Annotated in this window: 32 protein-coding genes and 1 tRNA gene; 10 read left to right on the top strand and 23 right to left on the bottom strand. The window is 67.3% G+C overall.

Annotated elements, in window-relative coordinates; all coding sequences use genetic code 11:
- Positions 1–3: 3 nt before the first annotated feature.
- From ABIC65_RS12725 to ABIC65_RS12650, 16 genes are all read right to left on the bottom strand, one after another.
- The gene (locus ABIC65_RS12725) at positions 4–996 is read right to left on the bottom strand and encodes a polyprenyl synthetase family protein (protein WP_354309164.1); all 993 of its coding nucleotides are present in this window, start codon (positions 994–996) and stop codon (positions 4–6) included.
- Entirely contained in the window at positions 993–1,250 is a 258-nt protein-coding gene (locus tag ABIC65_RS12720) for a hypothetical protein (protein ID WP_354309163.1), read from the bottom strand. Before ABIC65_RS12720 ends, ABIC65_RS12725 begins: the two co-directional genes overlap by 4 nt.
- 8 nt (positions 1,251–1,258) lie before the next feature.
- Positions 1,259–1,594: a hypothetical protein gene (locus ABIC65_RS12715; RefSeq protein ID WP_354309162.1), complete on the bottom strand. Its 336-nt coding sequence runs from the start codon at positions 1,592–1,594 to the stop codon at positions 1,259–1,261.
- 48 nt (positions 1,595–1,642) lie between these two features.
- Complete coding sequence (locus ABIC65_RS12710; protein WP_354309161.1) at positions 1,643–2,623, bottom strand: isocitrate lyase/phosphoenolpyruvate mutase family protein; 981 nt, start codon at positions 2,621–2,623, stop codon at positions 1,643–1,645.
- Positions 2,624–2,943: 320 nt separating this feature from the next.
- Positions 2,944–3,261 (bottom strand): Arm DNA-binding domain-containing protein, encoded by a 318-nt coding sequence (locus ABIC65_RS12705; protein WP_354309160.1) that lies wholly within the window; start codon positions 3,259–3,261, stop codon positions 2,944–2,946.
- Positions 3,262–3,423: 162 nt separating this feature from the next.
- Positions 3,424–3,499, bottom strand: a tRNA-Phe gene (locus ABIC65_RS12700).
- 31 nt (positions 3,500–3,530) lie between these two features.
- Positions 3,531–3,713 carry a DNA gyrase inhibitor YacG gene (locus ABIC65_RS12695; protein WP_064312577.1) on the bottom strand — a complete coding sequence of 61 codons (183 nt, stop codon included), beginning with the start codon at positions 3,711–3,713 and terminating at the stop codon, positions 3,531–3,533.
- Between the two features lie 5 nt (positions 3,714–3,718).
- Entirely contained in the window at positions 3,719–4,669 is a 951-nt protein-coding gene (locus ABIC65_RS12690) for a ribonuclease E/G (protein ID WP_354309158.1), read from the bottom strand.
- A complete protein-coding gene (locus ABIC65_RS12685) occupies positions 4,662–5,231 on the bottom strand; it encodes a Maf family protein (protein WP_354309157.1) in 570 nt (189 codons plus the stop codon). The genes ABIC65_RS12690 and ABIC65_RS12685 overlap by 8 nt, the downstream gene beginning before the upstream one ends.
- A 13-nt stretch (positions 5,232–5,244) precedes the next feature.
- Complete coding sequence (gene infA / locus ABIC65_RS12680; protein WP_003049127.1) at positions 5,245–5,463, bottom strand: translation initiation factor IF-1; 219 nt, start codon at positions 5,461–5,463, stop codon at positions 5,245–5,247.
- Between the two features lie 270 nt (positions 5,464–5,733).
- A complete protein-coding gene (locus tag ABIC65_RS12675) occupies positions 5,734–7,923 on the bottom strand; it encodes a sodium-translocating pyrophosphatase (protein WP_354309156.1) in 2,190 nt (729 codons plus the stop codon).
- 262 nt (positions 7,924–8,185) lie between these two features.
- A complete protein-coding gene (locus ABIC65_RS12670; RefSeq protein ID WP_354309155.1) occupies positions 8,186–8,671 on the bottom strand; it encodes a DUF1440 domain-containing protein in 486 nt (161 codons plus the stop codon).
- A 63-nt stretch (positions 8,672–8,734) separates the two neighbouring features.
- Positions 8,735–9,655 carry a TraB/GumN family protein gene (locus tag ABIC65_RS12665; RefSeq protein WP_354309153.1) on the bottom strand — a complete coding sequence of 307 codons (921 nt, stop codon included), beginning with the start codon at positions 9,653–9,655 and terminating at the stop codon, positions 8,735–8,737.
- 63 nt (positions 9,656–9,718) lie between these two features.
- Entirely contained in the window at positions 9,719–10,555 is an 837-nt protein-coding gene (gene fghA, locus ABIC65_RS12660) for an S-formylglutathione hydrolase (protein ID WP_354309151.1), read from the bottom strand.
- Positions 10,555–10,941 carry a VOC family protein gene (locus ABIC65_RS12655; protein WP_354309149.1) on the bottom strand — a complete coding sequence of 129 codons (387 nt, stop codon included), beginning with the start codon at positions 10,939–10,941 and terminating at the stop codon, positions 10,555–10,557. Before ABIC65_RS12655 ends, fghA begins: the two co-directional genes overlap by 1 nt.
- A 12-nt stretch (positions 10,942–10,953) precedes the next feature.
- Complete coding sequence (locus ABIC65_RS12650) at positions 10,954–12,066, bottom strand: S-(hydroxymethyl)glutathione dehydrogenase/class III alcohol dehydrogenase (RefSeq protein WP_354309147.1); 1,113 nt, start codon at positions 12,064–12,066, stop codon at positions 10,954–10,956.
- A gap of 163 nt (positions 12,067–12,229) precedes the next feature.
- Between ABIC65_RS12650 and ABIC65_RS12645 the strand changes: the two genes are divergently transcribed.
- From ABIC65_RS12645 to ABIC65_RS12615, 7 genes are all read left to right on the top strand, one after another.
- The gene (locus ABIC65_RS12645; RefSeq protein ID WP_354309146.1) at positions 12,230–12,691 is read left to right on the top strand and encodes a DUF4126 domain-containing protein; all 462 of its coding nucleotides are present in this window, start codon (positions 12,230–12,232) and stop codon (positions 12,689–12,691) included.
- Positions 12,688–14,064, top strand: a complete 1,377-nt coding sequence (locus ABIC65_RS12640; protein WP_354309145.1) for an FAD-containing oxidoreductase — start codon at positions 12,688–12,690, stop codon at positions 14,062–14,064. The genes ABIC65_RS12645 and ABIC65_RS12640 overlap by 4 nt, the downstream gene beginning before the upstream one ends.
- A gap of 14 nt (positions 14,065–14,078) precedes the next feature.
- On the top strand, positions 14,079–14,723 hold the full coding sequence (locus ABIC65_RS12635; protein ID WP_354309143.1) for a sulfite oxidase-like oxidoreductase: 645 nt from the start codon (positions 14,079–14,081) through the stop codon (positions 14,721–14,723).
- Between the two features lie 134 nt (positions 14,724–14,857).
- Entirely contained in the window at positions 14,858–15,220 is a 363-nt protein-coding gene (locus tag ABIC65_RS12630) for a response regulator (protein WP_354309141.1), read from the top strand.
- A complete protein-coding gene (locus tag ABIC65_RS12625; RefSeq protein ID WP_354309140.1) occupies positions 15,217–16,986 on the top strand; it encodes a PAS domain-containing sensor histidine kinase in 1,770 nt (589 codons plus the stop codon). Before ABIC65_RS12630 ends, ABIC65_RS12625 begins: the two co-directional genes overlap by 4 nt.
- On the top strand, positions 16,983–17,600 hold the full coding sequence (locus ABIC65_RS12620) for a response regulator transcription factor (protein WP_354309139.1): 618 nt from the start codon (positions 16,983–16,985) through the stop codon (positions 17,598–17,600). The genes ABIC65_RS12625 and ABIC65_RS12620 overlap by 4 nt, the downstream gene beginning before the upstream one ends.
- 92 nt (positions 17,601–17,692) lie before the next feature.
- Entirely contained in the window at positions 17,693–17,911 is a 219-nt protein-coding gene (locus ABIC65_RS12615) for a hypothetical protein (RefSeq protein ID WP_354309137.1), read from the top strand.
- A 39-nt stretch (positions 17,912–17,950) separates the two neighbouring features.
- Here the strand turns inward: ABIC65_RS12615 and ABIC65_RS12610 are convergent, their stop codons facing one another.
- The 5 genes from ABIC65_RS12610 to ABIC65_RS12590 all read right to left on the bottom strand — a co-directional run bounded on the left by ABIC65_RS12610 (position 17,951) and on the right by ABIC65_RS12590 (position 21,641).
- Positions 17,951–18,478 (bottom strand): AAA family ATPase, encoded by a 528-nt coding sequence (locus ABIC65_RS12610; RefSeq protein ID WP_354309136.1) that lies wholly within the window; start codon positions 18,476–18,478, stop codon positions 17,951–17,953.
- Between the two features lie 73 nt (positions 18,479–18,551).
- A complete protein-coding gene (locus tag ABIC65_RS12605) occupies positions 18,552–19,364 on the bottom strand; it encodes a hypothetical protein (RefSeq protein WP_354309135.1) in 813 nt (270 codons plus the stop codon).
- A 95-nt stretch (positions 19,365–19,459) separates the two neighbouring features.
- A complete protein-coding gene (locus tag ABIC65_RS12600; protein ID WP_354309133.1) occupies positions 19,460–19,918 on the bottom strand; it encodes a GNAT family N-acetyltransferase in 459 nt (152 codons plus the stop codon).
- A complete protein-coding gene (locus ABIC65_RS12595; RefSeq protein ID WP_354309131.1) occupies positions 19,915–21,033 on the bottom strand; it encodes a M14 family metallopeptidase in 1,119 nt (372 codons plus the stop codon). Before ABIC65_RS12595 ends, ABIC65_RS12600 begins: the two co-directional genes overlap by 4 nt.
- Positions 21,030–21,641, bottom strand: coding sequence for a DUF4136 domain-containing protein (locus tag ABIC65_RS12590; RefSeq protein ID WP_354309130.1), 612 nt, complete (start codon positions 21,639–21,641; stop codon positions 21,030–21,032). The genes ABIC65_RS12595 and ABIC65_RS12590 overlap by 4 nt, the downstream gene beginning before the upstream one ends.
- A gap of 230 nt (positions 21,642–21,871) precedes the next feature.
- On the opposite strand from ABIC65_RS12590, the gene ykgO reads away from it, so the two are divergent.
- The 3 genes from ykgO (at position 21,872) to ABIC65_RS12575 (ending at position 24,441) form a co-directional block, all read left to right on the top strand.
- Positions 21,872–21,997, top strand: coding sequence for a type B 50S ribosomal protein L36 (gene ykgO, locus ABIC65_RS12585; protein ID WP_010543750.1), 126 nt, complete (start codon positions 21,872–21,874; stop codon positions 21,995–21,997).
- Between the two features lie 8 nt (positions 21,998–22,005).
- Positions 22,006–22,626, top strand: coding sequence for an HAD family hydrolase (locus ABIC65_RS12580; protein WP_354309129.1), 621 nt, complete (start codon positions 22,006–22,008; stop codon positions 22,624–22,626).
- A 180-nt stretch (positions 22,627–22,806) separates the two neighbouring features.
- Positions 22,807–24,441 carry a radical SAM protein gene (locus tag ABIC65_RS12575; RefSeq protein WP_354309127.1) on the top strand — a complete coding sequence of 545 codons (1,635 nt, stop codon included), beginning with the start codon at positions 22,807–22,809 and terminating at the stop codon, positions 24,439–24,441.
- Positions 24,442–24,486: 45 nt separating this feature from the next.
- Here ABIC65_RS12575 and ABIC65_RS12570 read toward each other — a convergent pair whose 3' ends face one another.
- Both ABIC65_RS12570 and thrC read right to left on the bottom strand, forming a co-directional pair.
- Positions 24,487–25,356 (bottom strand): class I SAM-dependent methyltransferase, encoded by an 870-nt coding sequence (locus ABIC65_RS12570; RefSeq protein WP_354309126.1) that lies wholly within the window; start codon positions 25,354–25,356, stop codon positions 24,487–24,489.
- Positions 25,353–26,744, bottom strand: coding sequence for a threonine synthase (thrC, locus tag ABIC65_RS12565; protein WP_354309124.1), 1,392 nt, complete (start codon positions 26,742–26,744; stop codon positions 25,353–25,355). Before thrC ends, ABIC65_RS12570 begins: the two co-directional genes overlap by 4 nt.
- Positions 26,745–26,830: the final 86 nt, after the last annotated feature.

Raw genomic sequence — 26,830 nt, 5'->3', positions numbered from 1 at the left:
CCGTCACAGCGTGCGGCGGAAATAGGCGTGGGCCCAGCGTTCCAGCCGGGCCGCCATCGCCGGCGTCACCGCGGCGACCGCCTCGGTTCCGCGAGAAATCCGCTCGCGGATCAGGAATTCGAGAAAGGTCCGCGCCTCGATCCCGTCCAGGATGTCTCGTGCCGTGGCGACATCCCGCTGCCTGGCCGGCGTGTGGAGGATCTCGGCCAGCTCGTCGCGCCGCGCATGGTCGATGCACAGGCCATAGGCGATCGGCGAGGTTACCTTGACTGGATCCTTTTCAAGATCGTCGCCGTCGCCCCAGATGCCGCCCGCGTCATCGAGGATCTGGACCGCAAAGCCGATGTGATGCCCGAACTCGGCCAGTGCCGCAACCGTCGCCGGCGGTGCCTCCATCGCCAGCGCGGCGCAGCGCATCAAGCTTTCGTAGATCACTGAGGACTTCCAGCCGACCAGCGTCTCGTAGAAGCGCGCCATCTTGACGCAGGCCGGCAGCGACAGCGTCGCCTCGCTGCTGAGTTGCGAATAGCCCGTCACGTCGAGATAGCTGCCAATCGATGCGGTCAGGCAGGCCGAGGCTAGCTCGATCGTCGCCTTGGCGATCGGGCGCAGCTCCGCCGCCGGAGTGCCGGGCGGAAACGCCTCGAGCGGCGCGCGCAGGATCTGGTCCTTCAGCGCCAGCACCAGCGCGAAACTCCCAACTCCGCCAAGCGAGCGCCAATGTTCGGACATAGGATCGTCGTCGACCAGCTGATCGATCGGCGCCGACAAATGGACCATCGCGAACCAGCCGCCGAGCAGCGCACGGGCGGCGTCAGACGGACGATACTCCAGTGCGCCCGCGAGCAGGTCCAGCACCGGCTGCCACAGACGCGTCCGCAGGCGCAGCGAGTATGAGAATTCGCGGCGGATGCCGGGATGCGCGTCGAACGCCGCATAGCGCGTCGCATGCTCCGCCAAATCCCACGCGTCGGGATCGATCGCTATCGTGCTCACCGGCCCCCCATCGTCCTATCTGTCGTTCCGTCGGACGTCGTCACTTCAAATTCGAAATCGACCATGTCGGTGTTGGTCAGCGGCAGGCGGAGCATGCGCTCCGCCTCCGCCGTTTCGAAAAGCTCCGCCAAGACGAGGTCGACGCGCGGCGAGCGCGTAGCGGCAACGCTGCCGCGCATCGCCGGCATTTCGTCCCGGGCGGCGATCTTCGCCCGGAACAAGTTCGCGAGTCCTGGAAGGTCCGGCACCGTCATTGCCGGCGTCAGAGCTTCATCAGCTTCGGTTCGGCATATTTGCCGGTCTCGATCGCCTCGTTCATCGCCGCGTGCAGCATCTGGGTATTGAAGGACCCGGCGAGGCGGTTGGCGAGCTCGTCATTCTTGACCACCGAATTGGCGGCGGTGATCACCAGCTGCGCGATTGCCGGGCCCGAATCGGTGAGGATGTTGCCGCGGCGCGGCTGATGACCGCCCACCGCCGACGCCGCGGCCTGGATCGACAGATATTTGATCGCGGCCACGAGTTTTGGGAAACTCTGCTCCGCCTTTTTCAGATCGTTGACCAGGTCAGCGCCGTCGAGCGCGAGGACGGTCGTCATAAAATCCTTGGTTGCCATTTCGATTCCTCCGTTCATCGAGTTGCTTGGCTATACTTGGCTCCGCGCCGCCAAAATTGTTTCGAGATCGCGTGATTCGGACGCGTCGGCCGGCTGGCTGTCATCCGTGGGGGCAGCCGCCGATCCGCCGCCGATCAGTGCCAGCAGGTCGCGCATCGCGACCAGATCGCCGTCGCAACCCGCAGGACCCTCGTCGGCAAGCAGCCTGGAGGCGGTATCCCGCATCGCCGCGATCGAGGCGCGCAGCAGGTGGTTGGCATAGATGACCACGTTGAAGCCCGCCGCGAACAATTCGCTGTCGCGCATCTGCGGATAGGCGGTGGGTACGCAGATGATCGGAAGCTCGTGCAGCCTGCCCGTTTCCGGGTGCCGCGCCGCCTCGATGAAATTGAACAGCTCGCCGCTGTCCCGGATGCTGTGGATCAGAACCGCGTCCGCTCCGGCATCAGCATAGAGCCGCGCGCGGTAGAGCGCCCGCTCTATCGTCTCACCGGCGATCAGGCTTTCGAGCCGCGCGATGATCCGCGGCCCGAACGGCTTGCGCGCGGCGACCCCCGCGCGGACCTTAGCCGCAAATTGCTCGGGATCCTCTAGGTGATGATGTCCGTCGCCCGAAAAGCTGTTCCGCTTGGGCAGCCGCTTGTCCTCGATACATACCCCAGCGGCCCCGATCCGTTCGAGGCGCCGTACCAGATATTGGAAGGCGAGTATCTCGCCGCCGGTATCCCCGTCCAGCACCACGGACTTGGCGCTCGCCTCGCAGATCTGAAGCGCCAGTTCGAGTCGCTGGTCGAGAAGATGCAGTTCCGCGTCAGGAAGTAAGCTTGCCGCCGAGGTGGTGAGGCTGGAAACCCACACGGCATCGAAGCATTTTGCCGAACCGTCCGCATCCGTAACCCGGCAAGTGCTTCCGATATGCGCGGACAGACCATTATGCGCCTCAATCCATCGCGAAGCACCATGAAGATTCAGCAATGACTTGCTGTGCTCTGTCAATCGTATGGCATTCATGCCATGTTGCCCCACTTATCGTGTAGATATATTATCTAGGCGCATTCTTGATCATTATGGTCGTGGAGTCGAGTCTCAATTGAGTGTGATGCTGATAAAAATCACTTGAACATAAAAATCATACGGAAATTCAAAGAACTCAAGGAAATGGAGATTTTACATAGGTCCTATTTTGATCCATTTTCGACTGTTCTGTTGATGTCAGCTATGATCACGATCACAATCGCGGTCCCGGCATTAGTCGCCGTCGATTCGCAAGTTGTCCGACTCGCATGACCTTGCGTCGCGCGTATCAGGCCAATCGCGCAGCAGGCTTCGCCCTAATTTGGTGCCCTCAAGGGCGATAATGGCGCGGCCATGCGCTCGCACGGGATGAGGTTCGTCTTTCCCCATTCGGAAGGATCGGCCGCGCAACGCGCCATCATCCGTGCACGCTGCCTATCCCGCGATGGTTCTCTGATGCTGGGGAGTTGAAAAATGGTCAGGGCGACGGTGCCGCGTTTGCCGTCAAGTCGATAGTGCCGTCGCCAATACCGGCCACCGCGAAGCTGAACGAGAAGGTACATGCCGTGCATGTCCTGAGTCTTGAACGCTTTGTCTCGAGGCTTGATTTGATGGACGGCTGCATCGGTGAGCATGACGGTATCTCCTCCGCTGGCGCAGCGCTGATACCGTCAAATATACCGTCAGGTGCCGCGGGTTCCAATGGATCGACCCGGATTTGGGTGGATCAGATACCGTCAAAACCCACGCAAAACTGGGGATTTTTGTACGTTCTTGGATTTGTGCGGAGAGGTGGATGGTGCCCGGGGACGGAGTCGAACCGCCGACACTGCGATTTTCAGTCGCATGCTCTACCAACTGAGCTACCCGGGCACACCGGCGGAACCGCCGGGGAGCGCGCCTGTTAGTCGGGGAATTCGTGGCTGTCCAGCCCCGATTGCACATTTGTTTGCGCAGGCTCACCCGGCACGCGATAGCCCTCGCCCAGCCATTGCAGCAGGTCGCGATCCTTGCAGCCGCGGCTGCAGAAGGGCTTGAACTCGGCGGTGCTGGGCTTGCCGCAGATCGGGCAGGCGTCGCGGGGCATGCGGGTCACTCCTTGGGGGTCACGAACTGGACCGCGCCGCCCATGCGGCGGGCGAGCGTCTCGGTCCAGTCGGGTTCGCGCGCCAGGCGGCGGGCGATTCGTCTGTCTACCATATGGGTGGCCGGCACCGGCGGGGGAAGGCGCTCCAGCCGGCGCAGCTCGGCGCGCGTCGCCGCGCCGACCGGATCGGCGTGGAGCAGCTCGGGCAGCGAGGGGCGGGTGCGGCGGCGGACGATCTGGAGGAAGCCGAAGCCGTTCACCGCGGTGCGCTCGAAGGGCTGGGGCAGCGCGGCGTCGATCGCCTCGGCCACGGCATTGCGGGCGGACTTGCTGCTCAGCGTCGGGAAATCGATGCCGATCGAGCCGCCGATGCCGAATCGCTCGATCGCTCGCGCCACGGCGTGCGCGGCGGCTATCGACAGGGGTTCGACCGGTCCCGAGCCGTCGACGTCGAACAAGGTCATGGCCGGAGTGGGGGACATGCGCAGTGCGCCGCCGGGGAAAGCGATCTCGCCGGTATAGGCCTCGTCGAGCAATTCGGACCAGCCCGCCTCTTCCAGCGCGTCCGTCTCGTGGGATCGCAGCATCCGCACCGGATGGTCGCTGCCGGTGATGCGGGCAAGCAGGTCCGGGCCGTCGCCCACGGGGCTCTCGGCGGGCGCGGGGACGGCCTTGGGGAGCTTGGCGCGGCCGGGCTCGGGGATCGCCTCGCGGACGATCTTCACGCGCAGCGGCGCGCCCTGGGTGATGCCCTTGGGGAGCGGATCGCACAGCGCCTCGCCGCCCTTGTCCAGCGTCACCTTGCCGGTGGATTTGTCGATGAGTCGTGCTGCGCAGATCGCACCGACCTGGGGGCGGGTGCCCGAAAGCTCGATTCGCGCCTTCCAGATGACCCCACGCGAAACGAGGGCGGCGCGGTTCTCGCCGATCCCCGCCTCGTATAGCCACTCAGCCAAGGGGATAGCCGGCGCCGGCCAGCAGCGCGCGGGCTTCGAACACCGGCAGGCCGACCACGCCCGAATGGCTGCCGGAGAGGAAGCGCACGAATGCCTCGGCCTTGCCCTGGATGGCATAGCCGCCCGCCTTGCCCATGCCTTCGCCGCTGGCGACGTACCAGTCGATATCGGCGTCGCTGAGGCGCTTGAAGGCGACGACGGTGTCGGAGACGCGGGTGCGTGTCCGGCCGTCGGCGCCGATCACACAGAGCGCGGAGAGGCAGTGGTGGCGGCGGCCGGAGAGCAGCGCCAGCATGCGGCGCAGATCGGCTTCGTCCGCGGGCTTGCCGAGGATGCGGCGGCCGACGGCGATGGTGGTGTCGCCGGCAAGGACGATCTCGTCCTCGGCACGGTCGACCGCATGCGCCTTGGCGGTGGCGACGCGCAGCACATAGGGTCGCGGCAGCTCGCCGGCGCGGACATCCTCGTCCACGTCCGGGGCGGCAACGCGATCGGGCGCGGCGCCGATCCGGGTGAGCAGATCGAGCCGTCGCGGCGAAGTGGAAGCGAGCACGAGCCGCATGGGCGGCACCCGCTTACTTGAAGCGGTAGGTGATGCGGCCCTTGGTCAGGTCGTACGGGGTCAGCTCGACGAGCACCTCGTCGCCGACCAGCACGCGGATGCGGTTCTTGCGCATCTTGCCGGCGGTGTGGCCGAGAATCTCATGGTCGTTCTCGAGCCGGACGCGGAACATGGCGTTGGGGAGAAGCTCCACAACCTGTCCACGCATTTCAAGCAGTTCTTCTTTGGCCAAAAAATGCCTCTCAGGGATTAGCGCGCGTAAAAGTGCGTCGCCCTTACAGCGCTGGAAGGAAAAAGGGAAGGCGGCGCGGCACGGGCGCGCGTCTTCGTGTGGGATGTGGGGATTGGCCGGTGAGGGAACAAGATCCTCCCCGGCACGGGGAGGGGGACCGCCGCCGAAGGCGGTGGTGGAGGGGGTTCTCCACAAGGGACTCGCCCGCTGCGATCCCCCTCCACCATGCTTCGCATGGTCCCCCTCCCCGTGCCGGGGAGGATCTTCAGGTCAGTGCGTACCGCTGCCGGCCAGCGCTGCGAGCAGCAGCAGCGCAACGATGTTGGTGATCTTGATCATCGGATTGACCGCCGGACCCGCCGTGTCCTTGTACGGATCGCCCACCGTGTCGCCGGTCACCGCGGCCTTGTGGGCGTCGCTGCCCTTGCCGCCGTAATTGCCGTCCTCGATATATTTCTTGGCGTTGTCCCAGGCGCCGCCGCCGCTGGTCATCGAGATGGCGACGAACAGCCCGGAGACGATCACGCCGAGCAGCATTGCGCCCACCGTGGCGAACCCCTGTTCCTTGCCCGCCACCGCGGCGATCAGGAAATATACGATGATCGGGCTGAGCACCGGCAGCAGCGAGGGGATGATCATCTCGCGGATCGCCGCCTTGGTGACGATGTCCACCGTGCGCGCATAATTGGGCCGGCTGGTGCCCGCCATGATCCCCGGATTGTCGCGGAACTGCGCGCGGACATCCTCCACCACCGATCCGGCCGCACGGCCGACCGCGGTCATGCCGAACGCACCGAACAGATAGGGGAGCAGCGCGCCGAGCAAGAGACCCACGATGATGTACGGGTTGGAGAGCGAGAAGTTGACAGGCCCGGTCAGCCCCAGCGCGTCGTGATAATGGTCGAGATCGGTGGTGTAGGCACCGAACAGCACCAGCGCCGCCAGCGCCGCCGAGCCGATCGCATAGCCTTTGGTCACCGCCTTGGTGGTGTTGCCCACCGCGTCCAGCGCGTCGGTCTTGTGGCGCACCTCGTCTTCGAGCCCGGCCATCTCGGCGATGCCGCCGGCATTGTCGGTCACCGGGCCATAGGCGTCGAGCGCGACCACCATGCCGGCCAGCGCCAGCAGCGAGGTGGCGGCGAAGGCCACGCCGAGGATGCCCGCGATCTGATAGGTCGCGATCACCGCGACGACGATCACCAGCGTCGGCAGCGCGGTCGATTCGAGGCTGATCGCGAGGCCCTGGATGACGTTGGTGCCATGGCCGGTCACCGAGGCCTTGGCGATGGATTTCACCGGGCGGAAATTGGTGCCGGTGTAATATTCGGTGATCCACACCAGCAGCCCGGTGACGACCAGGCCGATCATCATGCACCAGAACAGCCCCATGCCGGTGACGTTCGGCATCGCCGCGGCGGCCGCCACGGCATCGGCCGAGAGCGTGCTGCCGTCGAGCAGCGCGGAGGGCTCGCCGAGCGACGCGATCGAATCCTGCATCCGCCCGCCCAGCACATAATGGGTGACGCCGTAGATCGCCGGGACCGACAGGATCACCGTGGTCCAGAAGCCCTTGTAGAGCGCGCCCATGATCGACTGGTTGGCGCCCAGGCGGACCATGTAGGTGCCGAGGATCGAGGTGAGGATGCACACGCCGCCGACCAGCAGCGGCAGCGCCATCAACCGGGTGAGCAGCGCGGTGTCGATCCCGCGCAGCAGCAGCGCGATCGTCACCATGGTGAGGCCGAGCGTCACCACATAGGTCTCGAACAGATCGGCGGCCATGCCGGCGCAGTCGCCGACATTGTCACCGACATTGTCGGCGATCACGGCGGGGTTGCGGGGGTCGTCTTCCGGAATGCCGGCTTCCACCTTGCCGACCAGATCGGCGCCGACGTCCGCCGCCTTGGTGAAGATGCCACCGCCGAGCCGCGCGAAGATCGAGATCAGCGAGGCGCCGAAGGCGAGCGTCGACAGGGTGAGTACGACCAGGCGATCGTTCGGCGCATGGTGCGCCACTTCCACCAGATACCAGAACAGCACCGCGATCGAGAGCAGCCCCAGGCCCGCCACCAGCATGCCGGTGATCGCGCCCGAGCGGAAGGCGAGGGTGAGCCCGCCCTGCAGGCTGCCGCGTGCCGCCTCTGCCGTGCGCACATTGGCGCGGACCGAGATGTTCATGCCGACGAAGCCGGCCACGCCGGACAGGATCGCGCCGATCAGGAAGCCGATGGTGGGGATGAGCCCCAGCGTGAGGAACAGCACGACACCCACCACGACGCCGACCACGGCGATGGCGGTATATTGCCGCGTCAGATAGGCCTTGGCGCCTTCCTGGATGGCGGCGGCGATGTCCTGCATCTTGGCATTGCCCGCCGGTGCGCGCAGCACCTGCTGGCTCGTGAAAAAACCATAGGCCACGGCGATCAGGCCGCAGACGATGGCGAAATAGACGATCGTCATAGAGTGACATCCTCCCCTGCAATTGCGGGTCGCGGCGCGCGCCGGATCGATCCGGTCTCGTCCGCAACCCGGGAGCGTATAGCAATAAGGGGTTCGCGCAAGGCGGTTGGGGTGGGAGATGGGAGGACCGATTCCCCAACGCCAGCGTCATCCCCGCGAAGGCGGGGATCCATTCGCCTGTGCGTTCACGGCAAGCGCCGATCCGGCGACCCCAATGGATCCCCGCCTTCGCGGGGATGACGGCTGTTGGTGTCGGGCGCCGTTACCGCGCGCCCGCGATGATCCGCCGCACGCCTTCCAGAACCACGCCGTAGACGAGGTGCGACGCCGCGCCATAGGCATGGATCGACGCCGGCGTCTCGCTCGGTCCGCTGCCCAGCCCCAGCGCCGGCACCGCACCCTCGTCGAGCAGCGCCGAGGTGACCACGCCATACGCGCCGCCGAAGCCAGTCGCCGCCTCCGGCCGATATTCGGTGATCAGCCCGTAGATGCCGCCCAGCACGCCGCCGACGATATAGTGCACCGCCTGGCCCGAGGCCTCGCGATAGGGCTCGGGCACCTTGTCGCCCGTGGTCGCTTCGACCACCATGTCGGCGGCCTTCACCGTCGCCGGATCGCCGTCGCTCTGGTCCTCCTTGGGGACCAGCTTGCTCGCCTGGTTCTGGAACGCGGCCATCGCGGCCGAGGCGATCAGGCCGGCGGTCACGCCCGCGAGCAGGCCGATCAGGGGACGGGGATTCGATGCCATGCGAATTGCTCCAAGGTGCATGCGGCAGGCGCCGCTTCGAAGAGGACGCGCCCCCGCGGATGGTCAGTAGCGGACGCGCTCCGCCTTCACCTGATCCTTTGCGAGGAACGCCTGGACACTGTCGTTGCCGGCCAGGTGGCCGGCGCCTACCGCCAAGAACACCGTTCCGGGCGTTTTGAGCCGTGCCTCGATCCATTTCGCCCAGCGCGCATTGCGCTCGGTCAGCAGGATCCGCGCGAGATCGGGCGTGTCGCGCATGCCTTCGTTCATCGTTGCGCCCAGCGCCTCGGGATCGCCCGCGGCCCATTGGTCGATCATCTTGCCGAGTTCGGTGCCGAGCTTCGGATAATCGTCCACCGCCGAGGAGAGGAAGGCGAGCTGGAGTGCCTGCGGCATGCTGGAGAAATAGCCGAGCTGCTGTTCGGCGGTTTCGAGGCCGATCACCGGCTTGCCCGCATCCTTCGCCGCGGCAGTCAGCACCTTTTCCGCGCCGCTGGCCGGATCATAGCCGAGCTTGGGGAGGCCCGCCACGCTGAGCGTGATGCCGGCCACCCAGGGCTGCAGCATGTTGAACGCCGCCGGCGGCACGCCGATATCGGCCATCGCCTTCAGATAGGCGTCGCGCTTGTCCGCCGGCAGCTGCTCGGCGATCGGCTTGGAGCCGGCGGGTGCCATCGCCGTCTTGACCAGCAGCCCCTGCATCGTCGCCGGATCCGGCTCGACCAGTTCGAGCACCAGCGTGTCGCTCTTGTCGAACGCCGCCTTCACCGCCGAATCGAACCAGCTGAGGCCCGGCTTCAGCACATGGACGGTGCCGAACAGATAGATGGTGGTGTCCGCATCCTTGACCACCCACAGGGCCGGATCGGCGGGGCGGCTCTGCACGGCGGGTACGGTGGCAAGCGCCGCCTGGCCGAACGCCGACGGGCTGAACAGCAGCGCGAGCGGCGCGGCGGCGACGGCGAACAGCGACTTGAACTTCACGCCGGAAAACTCCCCCTTATGGGCCGGCGCAGCGTCGTGCTGCGTCGGTGTGCTGGTCTCATCTCACGCTTTCAGGCGCGCGGCATGCCAGGCAACATGCTCGGCCAGGAAGGTCGAGACGAAATAATAGCTGTGGTCATAGCCGGGCTGGAGCCGCAGCGTGAGCGGAATACCGGCGGCGGCGCAGGCATCGGCCAGCAGCTGCGGGCGGAGCTGATCGGCGAGGAACGTGTCGGCATCGCCCTGGTCGACCAGAAGGTCGGGCAGGCGGGCCCCGTCCTCGATCAGCGCGACCGCGTCGTGCGCGCGCCATGCCGCCGGATTGTCGCCGAGATAGCCGCCCAGCGCCTTCTGCCCCCAAGGCACCTGGGCAGGTGCGACGATCGGGGCGAAGGCCGAGACGCTGCGGAAGCGCTCCGGATTGCGCAGGCCGATGGTCAGCGCGCCGTGCCCACCCATCGAATGGCCGGTGATACCCTGGCGGGTCAGGTCGGCCATCGGGAACTCGGTCGCGAGCAATGCAGGCAGATCGTCCTCGATATAGGTCCGCATGTGGAAATGCTCGGACCAGGGCGCCTGGGTCGCATCGACATAGAAGCCGGCGCCCTGGCCGAAATCATAGTCGGGCACGTCGGCCACGCCTTCGCCCCGCGGGGACGTGTCCGGCGCGACGAAGATCACCCCGGCCTCGGCGCAGGCGCGGCGATATTCGCCCTTCTCCGTAACGTTGGCGTGGGTGCAGGTGAGGCCCGACAGGTACCAGAGCACCGGCAGCGTCGCACCCTCGGCATGCGGCGGAACATAGACCGAGAAGGTCATCGGCGTGCCCGTCGCGGCGGAGGCGTGGCGATACACGCCCTGCACCCCACCGAACGCCTTGTTGGTCGACAGCGTTTCCATCAGCCGCGAACCGGATGGACGGCGCAGATCTTGTTGCCCGCCGGGTCGCGCAGATAGGCGAGGTAGAGCCTGCGGCCGCCGGTCGCTTCACGGATGCCGGGGGGATCCTCGATCGCGGTGCCGCCATGCGCCAGGCCCGCGGCCTGCCAGGCATCGACCATCTCCGGGCTCTTCGCATGGAAGCCGATCGTGCTGCCATTGGCGCAGCTGGCCGGCTGGCCGTTGATCGGGCGGGTGATCATCAGGCGGCCGCCTTCATAGGCATAATGCACGCGCCCGCGCTCATCCACCACGCCGGCGGGCACGCCCAGCACGGTCAGCGTCGCATCGTAAAAGGCCTTGGCGGCGTCCATATCGTCAGCGCCGAGCATCACATGGGTGAACATGGTCCCGTCTCCTCAGTAGACGACGACGCTGCGGATGCTCTCGCCCGCATGCATCAGCTCGAAGCCCTTGTTGATCTCCTCCAGCGTCAGGACATGGGTGATCATCGGGTCGATCGCGATCTTGCCGTTCATGTACCAGTCGACGATCTTCGGCACGTCGGTCCGGCCCTTGGCGCCGCCGAACGCGGTGCCCTTCCAGACGCGCCCGGTCACCAGCTGGAACGGGCGCGTCGCGATCTCCTTGCCCGCCTCGGCCACGCCGATGATGATCGATTCGCCCCAGCCGCGATGGCAGCATTCGAGCGCGGTGCGCATCACCTCGGTGTTGCCGGTCGCATCGAAGCTGTAGTCGGCGCCGCCATCGGTCAGCGCGACCACCTTGGCGACGATCTGTTCGCGCGACATGCCCTTGGTGTTGAGGAAGTGGGTCATGCCGAACTTGCGGCCCCATTCCTCGCGGTCCGGGTTGACGTCAATGCCGATGATCTGGCCCGCACCCGCGAGGCGTGCGCCCTGGATCACGTTGAGGCCGATCCCGCCCAGGCCGAACACCACGACCGTCTCGCCCACCTGCACCTTGGCGGTGTTGACCACCGCGCCGACGCCGGTGGTGACGCCGCAGCCGATATAGCAGCTGGTCTGGAACGGCGCGTCCTCGCGGATCTTCGCCACCGCGATCTCGGGCAGCACGGTGAAGTTCGAGAAGGTCGAGCAGCCCATGTAATGGAAGATCGGCTGGCCCTTGTAGCTGAAGCGGGTGGTGCCGTCGGGCATCAGCCCCTTGCCCTGGGTCGCGCGGATCGCGGTGCACAGGTTGGTCTTGCCGCTGAGGCACGACTTACACTGGCGGCATTCAGGCGTGTAGAGCGGGATTACGTGATCGCCGGGCTTCACGCTGGTGACGCCGGCGCCCACCTCGCGGACGATGCCGGCGCCTTCATGGCCGAGCACCGAGGGGAACAGGCCCTCGGAATCGAGGCCGTCCAGCGTGTAGGCATCGGTGTGGCACAGGCCGGTGGCCATGATCTCGACCAGCACTTCGCCGGGCTTGGGGCCCTCCAGATCGAGTTCGACGATCTCCAGCGGCTTCTTCGCTTCGAAGGCGACGGCGGCGCGGGTCTTCATGGCCGGTTCTCCTGATGGGCTTGGTTGGGCCGCCTGATCGGTCAATCGGTGGCGGGTTGCAACCCGTGGCGATTCGTTTCGTTGGCGGCGGGGGCATACGGAAGTGCAGTTGCGCGCGTGCGCGGAAAGGCGTTCCATCCGCCCACTTATGGGAGACCTGCTGATGCCGCCCCTCGTCCTCGCGCTGCTGATCGGCATCGTCGCCGGCATGCGCACCATGACCGCGCCGGCGGCAATATCCTGGGCTGCGACTGCCGGCTGGCTGCCGCTGCAGGGCACCTGGCTCGGCTGGATGGGCTGGTGGGGCACGCCGTGGATCTTCACGGCGCTGGCGATCGGCGAATATGTCGCGGACAAGCTGCCGACAACGCCGAGCCGCAAGGCGCCGCCGGGTTTCGTTGGACGGCTGCTTTCCGGCGCGCTGTGCGGCGCGGCGATCGGGTTGGCGGCGAGTTCGCTCCCGCTCTGCATCGCGGCGGGCGGGCTCGGCGCGGTGATCGGCACGTTCGGCGGCTATGCGGCGCGCACGGCGCTGTGCCGCGCGTTCGGCACCGACCTCCCCGCCGCGCTGGTCGAGGACCTCGCCGCGATCGGCGTCGCGGCTTTCGTGGCGGCATCGCTATGAGCCGCAGGTTCGATGCGATCGTGATCGGCGCGGGGCAGGCGGGGACGCCGCTTGCGGGACGGCTGAGCGATGCGGGCATGTCGGTGGCGCTGGTCGAGCGGCACCTGCTCGGCGGCACCTGCGTCAATACCGGCTGCAAGCCGACCAAGACGCTGGTCGCCAGCGCCTATGCCGCGCACATGGCCAGGCGGGCCGCCGATTTCGGCGTGACCATCGGCGGCGAGGTCGGCATCGACTTCGCCAAGGTGCGCGCACGGGCGGATAAGATCTCCGCGGACTCGCGCGCGTCGCTGCAGCGCTGGATCGACGGGATGGCGCACTGCACGCTGTTCTTCGGCCAGGCGGTGTTCGAGGCACCGCACCGGATACGCGTCGGCGACGACGTGCTGGAGGCCGACCGCATCTTCCTTAACGTCGGCGGCCGGGCGCTGGTGCCCGATATGCCGGGGGTGAAGGACGTGCCGTTCCTCACCAACAGCACCATCCTCAAGCTTGATGCGGTGCCGCGGCACCTGGTGGTGGTCGGCGGCAGCTATATCGGGCTGGAATTCGGCCAGATGTTCCGCCGCTTCGGCGCAGAGGTGACCATCGTCGAGAAGGGCCCCAAGCTGATCGGCCGCGAGGATCCGGAGATTTCGGACGCGGTTCGCGACATCCTGGAGGCGGAAGGCATCGCGATCCGCACCGGCGCCGAATGCATCCGCTTCGCAGCCCAGGGCGAGGACGTGCTGGTTGGGGTGGACTGCCACGAGGGCAGCCCCGAAGTGCTTGGCAGCCATGTGCTGCTGGCCGTAGGGCGCGTGCCCAACACCGACGATCTCGGCCTGGACGCGGCGGGCGTGGAGACCGACGCGCGCGGCTATGTGCAGGTCGACGATCGGCTGCGCACCAATGTCGACAGCATCTGGGCGATGGGCGACTGCAACGGCCGCGGCGCCTTCACCCACACCGCGTATAACGACTTCGAGATCGTCGCCGACAACCTGCTCGACGGCGCCGACCGCAAGGTGACCGACCGCATCCCCGCCTATGCGCTCTATATCGACCCGCCGCTGGGTCGAGTCGGCATGGGCGAGGCCGAGGCGAAGAAGGCGGGCCACCGCATTGAGGTCGGCAGGCGCCCGATGACCCGGGTCGGCCGCGCGGTGGAGAAGGACGAGTCGCTCGGCTTCATGAAGCTCGTCACCGATGCCGACAGCGGCAGGATCCTCGGCGGCGCGATTCTCGGGACGAGCGGCGACGAGGCGATCCACGGCGTGCTCGACCTGATGGTGAAGCAAGGCACCGCCACGGACCTGGCGCACGCGGTGCATATCCATCCGACCGTGTCCGAGCTATTGCCTACCATCGCCGGCGAGCGGAAGCCGGCCTGACGAGGAGGCGTGCCATGGACGAGGACAGCAAGCTCACCCGCTCCAAGCGCGCCTGGGCCGAGGCGGGCAAGTTCCTCACCGGCCGTACGTCGCGGCCCGAGGCCGAGCGGCTGCCGCCCGGCCAGCATCTGGTTACCAACTGGCCGGTGCTCGATCTCGGCCGCCAGCCCGAGGTGCGGCCCGAGCGTTGGCGGCTCACCATCGACGGCATGGTCGCCCGTCCGCTGACGCTCGACTGGCCCGCCTTCGAGGCGCTCGCCACCGACGAGCGGGTCAGCGACATCCACTGCGTCACCAGCTGGTCGCGCTACGACAATCGCTGGGCGGGCGTCGCCACCCAGCGGCTGCTCGACATGGTCGAGCCGCGCGAGGAGGCCGAGGCGGTGATGCTCCACGGTTATGACGGCTATACCACCAACCTGCTGCTCGCCGATTTCGCCGCGCCCGACGCGCTGATCGCGCATCGCTGGGAGGGCAAGCCGCTCCACCGCGACCATGGCGGCCCGGCGCGGCTGGTGGTGCCGCATCTCTATTTCTGGAAGAGCGCCAAGTGGATCTCGCGGATCGAGGTGATCGGGCGTGACCGGCCGGGCTTCTGGGAAGTGAACGGCTATCACGTGCGCGGCGATCCGTGGGCCGAGGAGCGCTATTCGCGCTAAGCCGAGCGCCAATACGTAGCTATCCGCATGACGCTGCAGATTGGGGCCGCATATTTTGGCCCCATGCGTTCTAGCGTCTGCCTTTCCCTCCTCCTTCCGCCGCGCGGGGTGCGCGCATGAAGGAGGGCGTGCCCATGCCGTCCCGGGGCGTGCGCGAGCGCGTGCTGCTGGTCGATTCTCAGGACGACTCACGCCGCGCGCTGCAATTGCTGCTCCAGGGCTGCGGGATGGACGTGCGCGCCTTCGCCTCCGCCGCGGCGGCGATGGCGGAAGCGACGCTCGAGCAGATCCGCACGCTGCTGATCGCGCGCGATCTGTCCGACGGGGACGCCATCCATCTGCTACGCCAGCTGGCGCTGCGCGGCTGGCAGGGGCGCGCGATCCTGATCGGCCAGAGCCATGCCGAGCTGGATGACGAAGCCCGCGCCGCCGGGTTCGCGCATGTGGTGAAGAAGCCGGTCGGCCGACTCGAGCTGCTCGGCGCCCTCGCGCGATGAACTTCCCGCTGCCGCCGTTCGACATGCCGGCGCCGGTGACGCTGGGCGACCGGCTGCGGCGGCGCATTCCCGAGGCGATGGCGACGCTGCTGCTGCTCGTCTCCGGTCTCGCGCTGGCGCCTTTGGTCTCGCGCGGCGAGCGCTATGTGCTGGTCGGCGTGCTGTTCGCCTGGGCCGCGGCGATCCTGCTGCTCGCGTCCTACAGCCGCGCGCTACGCCGCCGCCTGCGCGCTGAGGAAGCCGATGCCCGAAGGCGGGCCGATCGCGCCGACGAACTCGCTGCCGAGCTCAACCTGCTGATCGACGGGGCGGTCGGCTATGCGATCTACACCGTCGATCCCAAGGGCCGCGTGTCCTTCTGGAACGAAGGCGCCGAGCGGCTGAAGGGCTGGCGCGAGGACGAGGTGCTCGGCCGCGACATGGGCCTGTTCTACCCGGCCTCGGCGGTGGGGGCAGGCAAGCCGCGCGCCGATCTCGACGCGGCGCTGCGCGACGGCAAGCTGGAGGAGGAGGACTGGCGGCTGCGCAAGGACGGCAGCGAGTTCCTTGCGCAGGTGCTGATCACGCCGTTGCGCGGCCCCGACGGGCGGCTGCGCGGCTTCGGCAAGGTGATCCGCGACATTACCGAGCAGCGCGCCAGCGAGCGCCAGGCAACCGCCGCCGCCAACCATCTCCGCTCGATCCTGGCGACGGTGCTCGACGCGATGGTGATCATCGACGAGCGCGGCAACATCGTTTCGTTCAGCGCCGCCGCCGCGCGGATGTTCGGTTATGCCGAGGACGAGGTGGTCGGTGCCAATGTCAGCCTGCTGATGCCGGCGGGCGACGGGGCGCGGCACGACGGCTATATCCGCCGCTATCTGGAGACCGGCGAGCGGCGGATCATCGGTACCGGCCGCACCGTCACCGGGCGGCGGCGCGACGGCACCACCTTCCCGATCGAGCTTTCGGTCGGCGAGGCGATGACCGAGGGCGAGCGCGTCTTCACCGGCTTCATCCGCGATTTGAGCGACAAGCAGCGCGCCGAGCAGCGGATCGAGGAACTCCGCTCCGGCCTGATCCATGCAGCGCGGGTCAGCGCGATGGGCACCATGGCCTCGACGCTGGCGCACGAGCTCAACCAGCCGATCACCGCGGTAGTGAACTATGTGCGCGGCGTCTCGAACCTGCTCGATGCGGGCGATCCCGAGGACCTGCCGATGATCCGCGAGGCGCTCGACGATACCGCGCAGGAGGCGCTGCGCGCGGGCACCATCGTCCGGCGGCTGCGCGAATTCGTCGCGCGGGGCGAGGTGGAGAAGAGCGTCGAGCATATCCCCGACCTGGTCGACGAAGCCTGCAAGCTGGCGCTGATCGGCGCGCGCGAGAAGGGCGTGGTCGCGGAATTCCTGTTCGATCCCGCCGCCGGGCCGGTGCTGGTCGACCGCATCCAGATCCAGCAGGTGCTGATCAACCTGATGCGCAACGCGATCGAGGCGATGGCCGATGTGCCCGAGCGGCGGCTGACCATCTCCAGCCGGTTGGAGACGCCCGGATTCGTGCGGGTGACGGTGGCGGATACCGGCCCCGGGGTGGCCGCCGAAGTCGCCGAGGACCTGTTCCGCGCCTTTCACAGCACCAAGGCGGACGGCATGGGCCTCGGCCTGTCGATCTGCCGCACCATCGTCGAGGCCAATGGCGGCCGCATCTGGCTGGAGCCGCGGCCGGGCGGCGGCAGTGCCTTCCACTTCACCCTCGTCCATGTAGAAGAAGGGAATCTCCCGTGACCGACAAGCGCCTCGTCCATATCGTCGACGACGAGGATGGCGTCCGCCGCTCCGCCAGCTTCATGCTCAAGACCTCGGGCTTTGCGGTGCAGACCTGGCCCTCGGGCGTCGCGTTCCTCAAGGAGGCGCGGCATGTCGAGCCCGGCTGCGTGCTGCTCGACGTGCGGATGCCCGAGATGGACGGGCTGGAAGTGCAGCAGGAACTCCACGCGCGCGGCATCGCGCTGCCGGTGATCGTGCTCACGGGGCACGGCGACGTCTCGCTGGCGGTGAAGGCGATGAAGGCCGGCGCGGTCGATTTCCTCGAAAAGCCGATGGAGAGCCGCGCGCTGATCGACGCGATCAACCGCGGCTTCGAACGGCTGGAGGCGGCCGAGGACGTCAAGACGCGCGCCGCGGACGCCGAGACGCTGCTCGGCGCGCTGACCGTGCGCGAGCGCGAGGTGCTGGAGGGGCTGGCGCAGGGATACCCGAACAAGACCATCGCCTACGACCTCGGCATCTCGGCGCGAACGGTCGAGGTGCACCGCGCCAATGTGATGGCGAAGCTGGGCGCGAAGAGCCTGTCCGAAGCGCTCAGAATCGCGTTCGCCGCGGGGATGGGTGCAAGTTAAACGATTGCATGCTCGCGCATCCTTTCCGCTGTCGTGATAGGATCGCGAGACTCGGGAAAACTACGGAATCACGCACGCTGAGGAGTAGGAGGATGACCATGCGCCTCGAACCGAACGCCATGGCAGCGGTGCTGCCGGAAGTGGAAGAAAGCCTGCGGTCCTGGTCGTCGGGCCTGTTCACCGCCTGGTGCGACGCGGTGGTGACGCCGTGGAATCTGGTGCCGGCACCTACCACCCACGAGATCAGCCGAGGTGATCGGCTGACGATCCCCGAAGCGCTGGAGAGTGGAGCACTTTCGCTGTTCGCGTGAGGGGCACGGCGGGGGAGTGCCTGTTCTCGGCGGGCGTGCTTACCGGCGCAGGTCGTTCCGGCGGTAGAAATCGGCAATCGCGCGGGGCGAGGCCAGTATGGCCTTGGTCAGGGTGACGTTATCGAACATCTGCCGATAGCGCACGCGATTGGCGCGGGTGGCGATGAGGATATGGTGGAGCATGTTCCACTTCACACTGTCGCGCCCGCCCGCGAGCGCACCGTGCCGTTCGCGCTCGAACCAGCAGCGCCGGACATAGCGGTAGAGGCTGACCGAGGTCGGCACGTCGAGCAGCAGCACGCCGGTCGCCCGAGCCAGGCGTTGCGGCAGCAGCCGGGTATAGTTGCCCTCGATCACCCAGCTTTCACCCAGGATCGCTGCGTCGTGCAGGGCGGCGAATTCGTCGGCCGGGCGGGGGACCCAATCCGTATGGGGAAGATGGTGGAGCTGATCTAGATGGATCGGCGCCAGCCCGCGCGCCGCGGCGATCGCGACGGCCAGCGTGGACTTGCCGCTGTTGGACGGACCCAGGATGCAGAGCCGCGGTCCGAGCTGGTCGAGGGTCATCGCGGACGGTCCCGTGCTGGTGGCTGTGACCTCGGCGTCCCGCAGTACACCGCCCGCGCGCGGCGCGGCCGGGTTACAGGATTTCGCGCTTGAGCACTTTCTTCGCATGGCGGGTGCTGCCGTTCTCCGACTCGTCGGGGCAGGTGCCGGTGACCCGCGTCGCATGGATCGCGCCGCGATCGGCGCGGACCAGCAAGGTGGTCTCCTCCTCGGCGCCGTGATCGCCGCAGGGCCAGTCGGCAAGCTCGGCGGGGCGCGGGTTGCGGGCGAGCGCTTCCCATTGCCAGCGATACAGTGCCAGCGGGCGTTCGGGATGCTCGGCGCTGGTCAGCGCGTGGAGGCCGGGATGGGCGCGCGAGGTGCCGACCGCCACCATCAGCTGCTTGCCGCAGGGCAGCGCGTCGATCTGCAGCAGGAATTCGCCGGCGACGCCGTCATGGTCATAGTCGGCGAGCTTCAGGATCGGGACCGCGGGCCGGGCGCGGATCGCTTTGGGCGTGACCTCTTTGGAGACATCATCGTCGCCCATCGGCCAGCGCGGCAGAACGGCTGCAACGCCGTCCGCGTCGGACAGCATCTCGGATCCGGCGAACAGCGGCGCCAATGCCATCCGCTCGGACGCTGCGCCGGAGCGCTGGCGTTCCAGCACCAGGTCGCCCCTCTGCGCATAGGCGACACCGCTGCACGGGCAGGTGATCGCCATCTCGGGATCCTGGGGCCCGCACATGCCATCGTCGCGCGGAGCCCCGCGCCAGACCAGGCGCCACACCTCCTGCACGCCCCCGATGGTGACGCGCCGCTCCTCGCGCACGACGTCCTTGCCGGGAGCGGCGAGCAGCGGGGCGGCGACGAGCGCCAGCAGGGCGAGCAGGGGGCGGAACGGCATGGGCGGCTTATGCCATCGGCCGCGACGGGCAGGAAGCCGCTTGTCTCCACCTCCGCACGATGCGCCGGGCCAGCGGCGCCAAGTCCGTGGGACGCTCAGAGCTCCAAGGTGAAGAACCGACTATGCGGGTCTTCCGCATAGCTGCCGAACGCCGGGCAGGGAACGAAGCCGTAGCGTTGATACAGCCGGTGCGCGGGCTCGAACGCCGGCGCGGTGCCCGTCTCCAGGCTCAGCCGCGTCAGCCCCCGCGCCCGGGCGGTGGCGAGGATATGCTCCAGCACCGCCGCGCCCACGCCCTTGCCGAGCTGTGCGGGCACGGTGCGCATCGACTTCACTTCGCCGTGGGTGGCATCAAGCTGCTTGAGCGCGCCCATGCCGAGCAGATCCTCGCCCGCCCAGGCGCTCCAGAAGCTGACGTCCGCCGCCTGGAGGCCCGACAGGTCGAGGAAATGGCAGCTCTCCGCCGGCGAGTTGGCGAGCATGCCCGAGGCGTGCAGGCGCAGGAGATCCTGCACCTGGGCATCGTCCAGCCCGCCTTCCCGGATCGCGATCACAGCGTGTCGATCATCCCTGCCAGCGTTTCGAGGCAGGCATGGGCGAGCAGCTTGCTGCGGATCGGCGACCAGCCGAACTCGGGATCGGCGTTCGCGTCATGATCCTTGAAAGGCATTTCCAGCGTCATCGACACCGCGCCGAACCGCTCGGCGAGCTGGTTGGTCGACATGGCGAGGTTGGCCTTGCCCGGGGGCGACTTGTCATAGCCGAGCTCGGTCTGGAAATCGGGGGTGTGCGCCGCGAGGCGACGGCCGAATTCGTAGAACTTCTCGCCGAGCTCGTCGGTCCAGCTGGGGATGCCCTCGAAGCCGGCGAGGAAATTGGCCGGGATCGCCTCGTCACCGTGGACGTCCATCGCGAAATGCACGCCGGTTTCGTCCATCGCATTGCGCACCGCCAGCACTTCCGGGCTGCGCTCGGGCGTGGGGGTGTGCCATTCGCGGTTGAGGTTCACCCCCGCCGCATTGGTGCGCAGGTGACCGCGGCGCGAGCCGTCCGGGTTCATGTTGGGCACGCAGTGGAAGGTCGCCTTGCTGCGGAGCGCCTGCGCCACCGCATTGTCCTCATCGGTGAGGAACTCGAGCGCGCCTTCCATCCACCATTCGGCCATGCTCTCGCCCGGATGCTGGCGGGCGTAGAGCCACACCTGCTTCGGGCCTTCGCCCATGCTGAGGCAGTCGATCGGCTGGCCGTCCAGCGTCTCGCCCAGTTGGCGGTGCGTCACCCCCTCCTGCAGCGCGATGCGGCTGACGAGGTCGTGGTGCCGCTCCATCGAGTAGGGCGCGAAATAGGCGAACCAGGTGAGGTCCGTCTGGAAATGGTGGGTGAAGCTGAGGATGCCGCCGGCATAGTCGGTCTCGGTCATCCGCCACGAGTCGCGGTCGGCCGACCAGCGCGCCTTGTAGCCCGGCCAGCCGAAGGGATAGGCCGAACTGCCCGCATTGAGGATGCGGAAGGTCAGCGTCCGCCCCTTCGCGCCGGCGACGCGGAAGTGGAACCACTGGAAGAAGTCCGACTGGTGATCGAGGACGATCTCGCAGTCGACCCGGTCGCCTTCGATGGCGACCACGCGGATGTTGCCGCTGTCGAACGCGGCGCTGATCTGGATGCTCATTTGACCGTCGTAGTGATCCCGGAGTCGCCGGGAAAGTCCTTGAACAGCGCAGCGGCGAGTCGCTGGGCGGTGGCGGCGGGCTGATTGTCCTTGATGCCTACGCCCGTGGTTTCGGCGCGGCCTTCCCAGATCACGTTCTCGCCGGCGCGGCGGCGCAGCTGCACCCAGAGCTGCGAGACGAGGATCTCGTTGGTCTTGCGCTTGCCGAGCCCGAAGGAGAAGCCGCCGCCCAGGCCGACGCCGCCGCCCCGGTTGCCGCCGAAGCTGCCGCCGCCGAGACCCACGGACACCGGAGACGGTTCGCGCACCACCCCGCGCGAGGTGCGGGTGAACGAGACCGAGGCGATATAGCCCGCCGGGCGATCGCTGGTGGCGGGGACATAGCCGAGCTTGTTCAGCTCCGCCTGCACCGCATCGGCATAGGCGCGGAACTCGGGGGTGACGTCCATCGCGCCGGTCATCGGCACGACGCTGACGGTGGTGCGCTCGAACGGCTCGCTGAGGTGATAGCGGGTAACGTCGATCGGCGGACGCGCGCCGGTGGAGGTGCAGCCGGCGGCGAGCGCGGGCAGGGTAGCGAGCAGGGCAAGACGCAGATACGGATTCACGAACACGTACTCCTGTTTCGTGGGCGCAACGGGTCTATCCTGCCGGCACGGGCCGGGTCGAGCGGATTTGCGCAGCCCATCGGCGGTGGAACGTTCGAGCGCGGCGATCGGCTGCATATCGGCAGGGTATCGGCGGGATCGGGGCATACGCGGCCTTGACTTCCCGTCCCCGCGCTTATAGGCGAGCCGCTCTTTCCGGCATTCCAGATAATTTGAGAAGCGAATCGGTCATGAAGATCGTCAATTCATTGAAGTCGCTCAAGGGGCGGCACCGCGACAACCGCGTGATCCGCCGCCGTGGCCGGATCTACGTGATCAACAAGACGCAGAAGCGTTTCAAGGCACGTCAGGGCTGAGCCCACACGTGGGGACTGCGCCGCACGCCGTTATCTTCGACGTCGGCAACGTTCTTTTCCCTTGGGAACCGCGGCGTTTGTACGAGCGCCTGTTCGACAACGAGCAGGCGCTCGATGCGTTTCTGTCGCAGGTCGTCACCAAGGAATGGCATTTCCAGCATGACGCTGGCCGCCCCTTCGCCGAGACATCGGCGGAGCTGAGCGCGCTGTACCCCGAGCATGCCGACAAGATCGCGCTCTGGGGGCCGCAGTTCGGCGACCAATTGGGTCCGCCGATCCCCGGCATGGCCGAGCTGGTCGAGGAACTCGATTCGGCGGGCGTGCCCCTGTACGGCATCACCAACTTCTCCGGCGAGTTCTGGCGGGCCTGGATGCCACAGGTCGACTGGCTGTTCGGCCGCTTCCAGGACATCGTCGTCTCGGGCGACGAGAAGCTGGTGAAGCCCGATCCCGCCATCTACGCGCTGGCGCTGGAGCGATTCGGGCTGCAGGGCCCGGACGCGGTGTTCGTCGACGATCTACCGGTGAATGTAGAAGCCGCGCGAGAGCAGGGCATCCACGGCGTGGTGTTCACCGGCGCCGAAGCGTTCCGCGCCGAGCTGGTGCGGCTGGGCGTGCTTGCCGGCTGAAGGCCGGCGGGTTTTCCACTCCCCTCGTACCAGTCATCCCGACGAAAGTCGGGATCTATTCGCCCCTTCGCCGGGGCTGGAACTGCAACGGCGGCCCCAATGGATCTCGCTAGGCGTGCTTCCAGCAGGTTCAAAGAGCGGTTGCCGGCTGGAGGGCGGCGGAGAACATATAGGGGACGCATGTGCTGCGGCAGTGGCACGTCACCGCTAATCAAATATCGTCGCCGGAACCTCCCCGTCGCCAGTCGCCCTATAAGGGGCTTTGGGGGCAAAAGCGAACCGGCAGGAATTTCAATCGCTCGCGGCGCGAACATGTCATTCCGCCACCCCTGGATGCGAACGCCAAATACAGCGTCGACACGCATCGGACGGCTGCAAGAACCCGGGGGCATTGTGAACGCGATCACGAATATCGGCACCGACACCGACCCAGAAGCGGCAAAGGCGGCGGAGATTTTCTCGATCATCGCCAAGGACCTCCTGGAGGATGTCGACCGGCCGGAGCTTTGGGCGGCGTTTCCGCAGTTCCTTGCCGCCGTACCCGGGCTTCCCGAGCAGGCACGCACCGCGCTCCAGGTCTATGCGAGGCAGGACCCGGCGATGGTGCAGGCTGCGGTGATCGTCCTCGCCCTTGCTGCCGCGCATGGCGGCGCGGTCGCCGATGCGATCGGCCTGCTGACCCCGTTGCTCGCGGTCAATCCTCAGTCGCCGTTGGTGACCGGCGTGATGTTCTACCTCCAAGGCATGGCAGACCCGGCCAATCCCAAATATCGGCTGGAGGGCAAAATTTGCCCGGTGCCCTTCCAGCGGCTGGAAGTGCTGGAGACGAGCAGCCACTTATGCTGCGCCAGTTTCCTCAAGCCGACGATCGGCGATTTGCAGACCGCAAGTGACTGGCGCGACGTCTGGAATTCGGAGTCGGCCGAGGCGATCCGGGCCAGCATGCACGACGGCAGCTACCGGTATTGCGACAAGTTGGCATGTCCGGCGATCCAGTCCGATGGGCTGATCCCCGCATCGCAACTGGCTGACCGCTCGAGCGCATGGAAAAAGGTCGTCGAGGGGCGCGAAACGAAAGTTGATCGGGGACCGGAAGAGGTCAACCTCGCCTATGACAGGACCTGCAATCTAAGCTGCCCCAGCTGCCGCGCGGCGCCCTATGCGGCCGATGAGGCCACCCGCACGCGCTATGACGCGTTGCAGGAGCGTATCATCCTGCCGATGCTCAAGGATGCCCGGCGGGTCACCATCACCGGCTCCGGCGACCCCTTTGCGAGCAAGAACTTCCGCCGGCTGATGGAGCGGCTGACGCCCGAGGCCTATCCCGCGCTCAAATTCCACGTGATGACCAACGGCATGTTGTTCACCCCGCGGGAATGGGCGCGCTTCCCGGCGCTGCATGGGCGCGTCGAATTGCTGTCGATCAGCCTCGATGGCGCTTCTGCGGAGACACATGAGGCGCTGCGTCGCGGTGCCCGCTGGGATGTGATGGAGCAGAACCTTGCCTTCGCGGGCGAACTGCGCCGCCAGGGGCATATCGATGCCTTCCACCTCGGTTTCGTCGTGCAGGCGGAGAATTACCACGAGATGGGCGAAATGATCAGCCTGTGCGAGCGGGTGGGGGCGGACCGGGTCTATTTCGGCCGGATTACCAACTGGGGCACGTTTTCCCAGGCTGAGTACACCAGGAAGGCAGTATTCCTGCCCGAGCATCCTGACCATCACCATTTTCTCGCGGCCATGGCGGATCCGCGACTGCAGGATGCGCGTGCCGGGATCGGCAATCTGGGCGACTTCCTGCCGGAAATCGTGTGAACGCGAGGTCCCACCGCCGGCTGCGGTGGTGGAATCATCGGTTTTCTACTTGCTCCACCGCGCAAAAATCGCCGTCGGCAGTTCCAGCCCGCGCGCTTCCTCGCGTACCGTCAGCTCGCCCGCTTCCACCGTGCCGCCCTTGCCCGCCATCGTCTGGCGGACCAGTTCGCCGATCGCCAGCGCCGACATCCGCACCGCATAGACGGTGAGGAACAGGAAGCGCGAATTCTCGTCGAGCAGCTTGGCCACGTCGTCGATCAGCGACGGCAGGCCTTCCTCCAGCTTCCAGACCTCGCCGTTGGGCCCGCGGCCCCATTTGGGCGGATCGAGGATGATGCCGTCATAGCGGCGGCCGCGGCGTACCTCGCGCGCGGTGAACTTCATCGCGTCGTCGATCATCCATCGGATCGGCTTGTCGGCCATGCCGGAGAGCTGCGCGTTGGCCTTGCCCTCCATCACCGACTTCTTCGAGGCGTCGACATGCGTCACCTTGGCGCCCGCCGCCGCCAGCGCCAGCGATCCGACCCCGGTATAGCCGAACAGGTTCATGCACTCGGGCTCGGCCATGCCGTCGATGCGGCCGCGCATCCAGTCCCACACCGGCGCCATGTCCGGGAAGAAGCCGAGATGGCGGAAGGGGGTGGTCTGCGCCGTAAAACGCACTTCCCGCCACGCCAGCGGCCATCCTTCGCGCGGGGTGGGCTTCAGATACTCCCAGCGGCCGCCGCCCTCTTCGTCGGAGCCGGGCACGAATTCGGCATGCGCGTCCCAGTCGGCCGAGGCGGGTGCCCACATCGCCTGGGGCTCGGGGCGAATGAAGCGGTACGCGCCGTAGCGCTCGAGCTTCCGCCCATGGCCCGAATCGATCAGGCCATAGTCGTTCCAGGGCTCGCCGGTGAGAGTGACGAGCTTCATGGGCGGGCGTGGGCCCGCTCGGCGATATAGCCGGTGATCGCGCCGAATTCGGCGGGGAGGGTATCGTAGCGCTCCTGGCGATCGAACAGGTCGCCGATGCGGTTCGGCACGTGCGGGCGGACGCCAGTGGCGCGCTCGACCGCGTCGCGGAACTTGGCGGGATGCGCGGTGGCGAGGGTGACGATCGGAACGTCCGGCGCCAGCCCTGCGCGCTGGGCGGCGGCGAGGCCGATCGCGGTGTGGGGGTCGATCACCTGCGCGGTCTCCGCACAGGCCCAGCGCATCGCCTCGTTCATGCCATCGGCATCGATCGCGTCGCTGGTGAACAGCTTCGACGCGCCTTCGCGCTGCATGTTGGTGAGCTGCATCGCGCGGGTCGATTCGAAGCCGCGCATCTGCTCGGCCACCGGCGCGCCGGCAAGGTCCGCCAGCAACCGCTCGAAGTTCGAGCTGACCTGGATGTCCATCGAGGGCGCGGCGGTCGGCGTGACGGTGCCCGCCGAATAGTCGCCCGCCGAGAGCGCCCGATGCAGAATGTCGTTGACGTTGGTCGCCACGACCAGCTTGGCCACCGGCAGCCCCATGCGCGCGGCGACATAGCCGGCGAACACGTCGCCGAAATTGCCGGTCGGCACCGAGAAGGCAACGGTCCGCTCGGGCGCGCCGAGGCGGACGGCGGCGTAGAAATAATAGACCACCTGCGCCATCAGTCGGGCCCAGTTGATCGAGTTTACCGCGCTCAGCTGGAAGCGGCCGGCAAAGTCGCGATCGTTGAACATCGCCTTCACCAGCGCCTGGGCATCGTCGAAGCTGCCGTCGATCGCGATGTTGTGAACGTTGGGCGCGAGCACCGTGGTCATCTGGCGACGCTGGACGTCGGACACGCGGCCCTGCGGGTGCAGCATGAAGATGTCCACGCCGATGCGCCCCGCCACCGCGTCGATCGCGGCGCTGCCGGTGTCGCCCGAGGTCGCGCCGACGATGGTCAGGTGCTGGTTGGTGCCGCTCAGGAACTTCTCGAACAGCAGGCCGAGCAGCTGGAGCGCCACGTCCTTGAAGGCGAGGGTGGGGCCGTGGAACAGCTCGAGCAGCCAATGCTGTTGGTCGATCTGGACCAGCGGGGTCACCGCCGCGTGCGAGAAGCGGCCATAGGCCTGGGTGCAGAGCTCCCGCAGTTCGTCTTCCGAAAGGTCCGGCGTGACGAACGGCAGCATGACCCGCACCGCGGTCTCGACATAGGAGAGGCCGCGCATCGCGGCGATGTCCTCCGCCGAGAAGCGCGGCCACTCGGTCGGGATATAGAGGCCGCCGTCGCTGGCGAGGCCGGTGAGGGTGACGTCGCGAAAGCCCAGCAAGGGCGCGCCGCCGCGGGTGCTGTGATACTGCATGGCCGCCCGCGTTACCGGGCGAGGGGCGGCACGACAAGATAGCTGTCCTTGGGGGCGGCTTGCCATTGTTGGTGGGACGGGGTGTT

The organism is Sphingomonas trueperi, assembly GCF_040545665.1.
In the GTDB taxonomy this organism is placed as follows: Bacteria; Pseudomonadota; Alphaproteobacteria; order Sphingomonadales; family Sphingomonadaceae; genus Sphingomonas; species Sphingomonas trueperi_B.
This window is presented reverse-complemented; position numbering and strand designations above follow the sequence as displayed.

Bases quoted from the DNA above. Each gene is read 5' to 3' on its own strand.
- ABIC65_RS12720 (WP_354309163.1), bottom strand. From the start codon at position 1,250: ATGACGGTGCCGGACCTTCCAGGACTCGCGAACTTGTTCCGGGCGAAG.
- ABIC65_RS12715 (WP_354309162.1), bottom strand. From the start codon at position 1,594: ATGACGACCGTCCTCGCGCTCGACGGCGCTGACCTGGTCAACGATCTG.
- ABIC65_RS12710 (WP_354309161.1), bottom strand. From the start codon at position 2,623: ATGAATGCCATACGATTGACAGAGCACAGCAAGTCATTGCTGAATCTT.
- ABIC65_RS12705 (WP_354309160.1), bottom strand. From the start codon at position 3,261: ATGCTCACCGATGCAGCCGTCCATCAAATCAAGCCTCGAGACAAAGCG.
- ABIC65_RS12695 (WP_064312577.1), bottom strand. From the start codon at position 3,713: ATGCCCCGCGACGCCTGCCCGATCTGCGGCAAGCCCAGCACCGCCGAG.
- ABIC65_RS12685 (WP_354309157.1), bottom strand. From the start codon at position 5,231: ATGCGGCTCGTGCTCGCTTCCACTTCGCCGCGACGGCTCGATCTGCTC.
- ABIC65_RS12675 (WP_354309156.1), bottom strand. From the start codon at position 7,923: ATGACGATCGTCTATTTCGCCATCGTCTGCGGCCTGATCGCCGTGGCC.
- ABIC65_RS12670 (WP_354309155.1), bottom strand. From the start codon at position 8,671: ATGGCATCGAATCCCCGTCCCCTGATCGGCCTGCTCGCGGGCGTGACC.
- fghA (WP_354309151.1), bottom strand. From the start codon at position 10,555: ATGGAAACGCTGTCGACCAACAAGGCGTTCGGTGGGGTGCAGGGCGTG.
- ABIC65_RS12655 (WP_354309149.1), bottom strand. From the start codon at position 10,941: ATGTTCACCCATGTGATGCTCGGCGCTGACGATATGGACGCCGCCAAG.
- ABIC65_RS12650 (WP_354309147.1), bottom strand. From the start codon at position 12,066: ATGAAGACCCGCGCCGCCGTCGCCTTCGAAGCGAAGAAGCCGCTGGAG.
- ABIC65_RS12645 (WP_354309146.1), top strand. From the start codon at position 12,230: ATGCCGCCCCTCGTCCTCGCGCTGCTGATCGGCATCGTCGCCGGCATG.
- ABIC65_RS12640 (WP_354309145.1), top strand. From the start codon at position 12,688: ATGAGCCGCAGGTTCGATGCGATCGTGATCGGCGCGGGGCAGGCGGGG.
- ABIC65_RS12635 (WP_354309143.1), top strand. From the start codon at position 14,079: ATGGACGAGGACAGCAAGCTCACCCGCTCCAAGCGCGCCTGGGCCGAG.
- ABIC65_RS12630 (WP_354309141.1), top strand. From the start codon at position 14,858: ATGCCGTCCCGGGGCGTGCGCGAGCGCGTGCTGCTGGTCGATTCTCAG.
- ABIC65_RS12625 (WP_354309140.1), top strand. From the start codon at position 15,217: ATGAACTTCCCGCTGCCGCCGTTCGACATGCCGGCGCCGGTGACGCTG.
- ABIC65_RS12615 (WP_354309137.1), top strand. From the start codon at position 17,693: ATGACCATGCGCCTCGAACCGAACGCCATGGCAGCGGTGCTGCCGGAA.
- ABIC65_RS12610 (WP_354309136.1), bottom strand. From the start codon at position 18,478: ATGACCCTCGACCAGCTCGGACCGCGGCTCTGCATCCTGGGTCCGTCC.
- ABIC65_RS12605 (WP_354309135.1), bottom strand. From the start codon at position 19,364: ATGCCGTTCCGCCCCCTGCTCGCCCTGCTGGCGCTCGTCGCCGCCCCG.
- ABIC65_RS12595 (WP_354309131.1), bottom strand. From the start codon at position 21,033: ATGAGCATCCAGATCAGCGCCGCGTTCGACAGCGGCAACATCCGCGTG.
- ykgO (WP_010543750.1), top strand. From the start codon at position 21,872: ATGAAGATCGTCAATTCATTGAAGTCGCTCAAGGGGCGGCACCGCGAC.
- ABIC65_RS12575 (WP_354309127.1), top strand. From the start codon at position 22,807: ATGTGCTGCGGCAGTGGCACGTCACCGCTAATCAAATATCGTCGCCGG.
- ABIC65_RS12570 (WP_354309126.1), bottom strand. From the start codon at position 25,356: ATGAAGCTCGTCACTCTCACCGGCGAGCCCTGGAACGACTATGGCCTG.
- thrC (WP_354309124.1), bottom strand. From the start codon at position 26,744: ATGCAGTATCACAGCACCCGCGGCGGCGCGCCCTTGCTGGGCTTTCGC.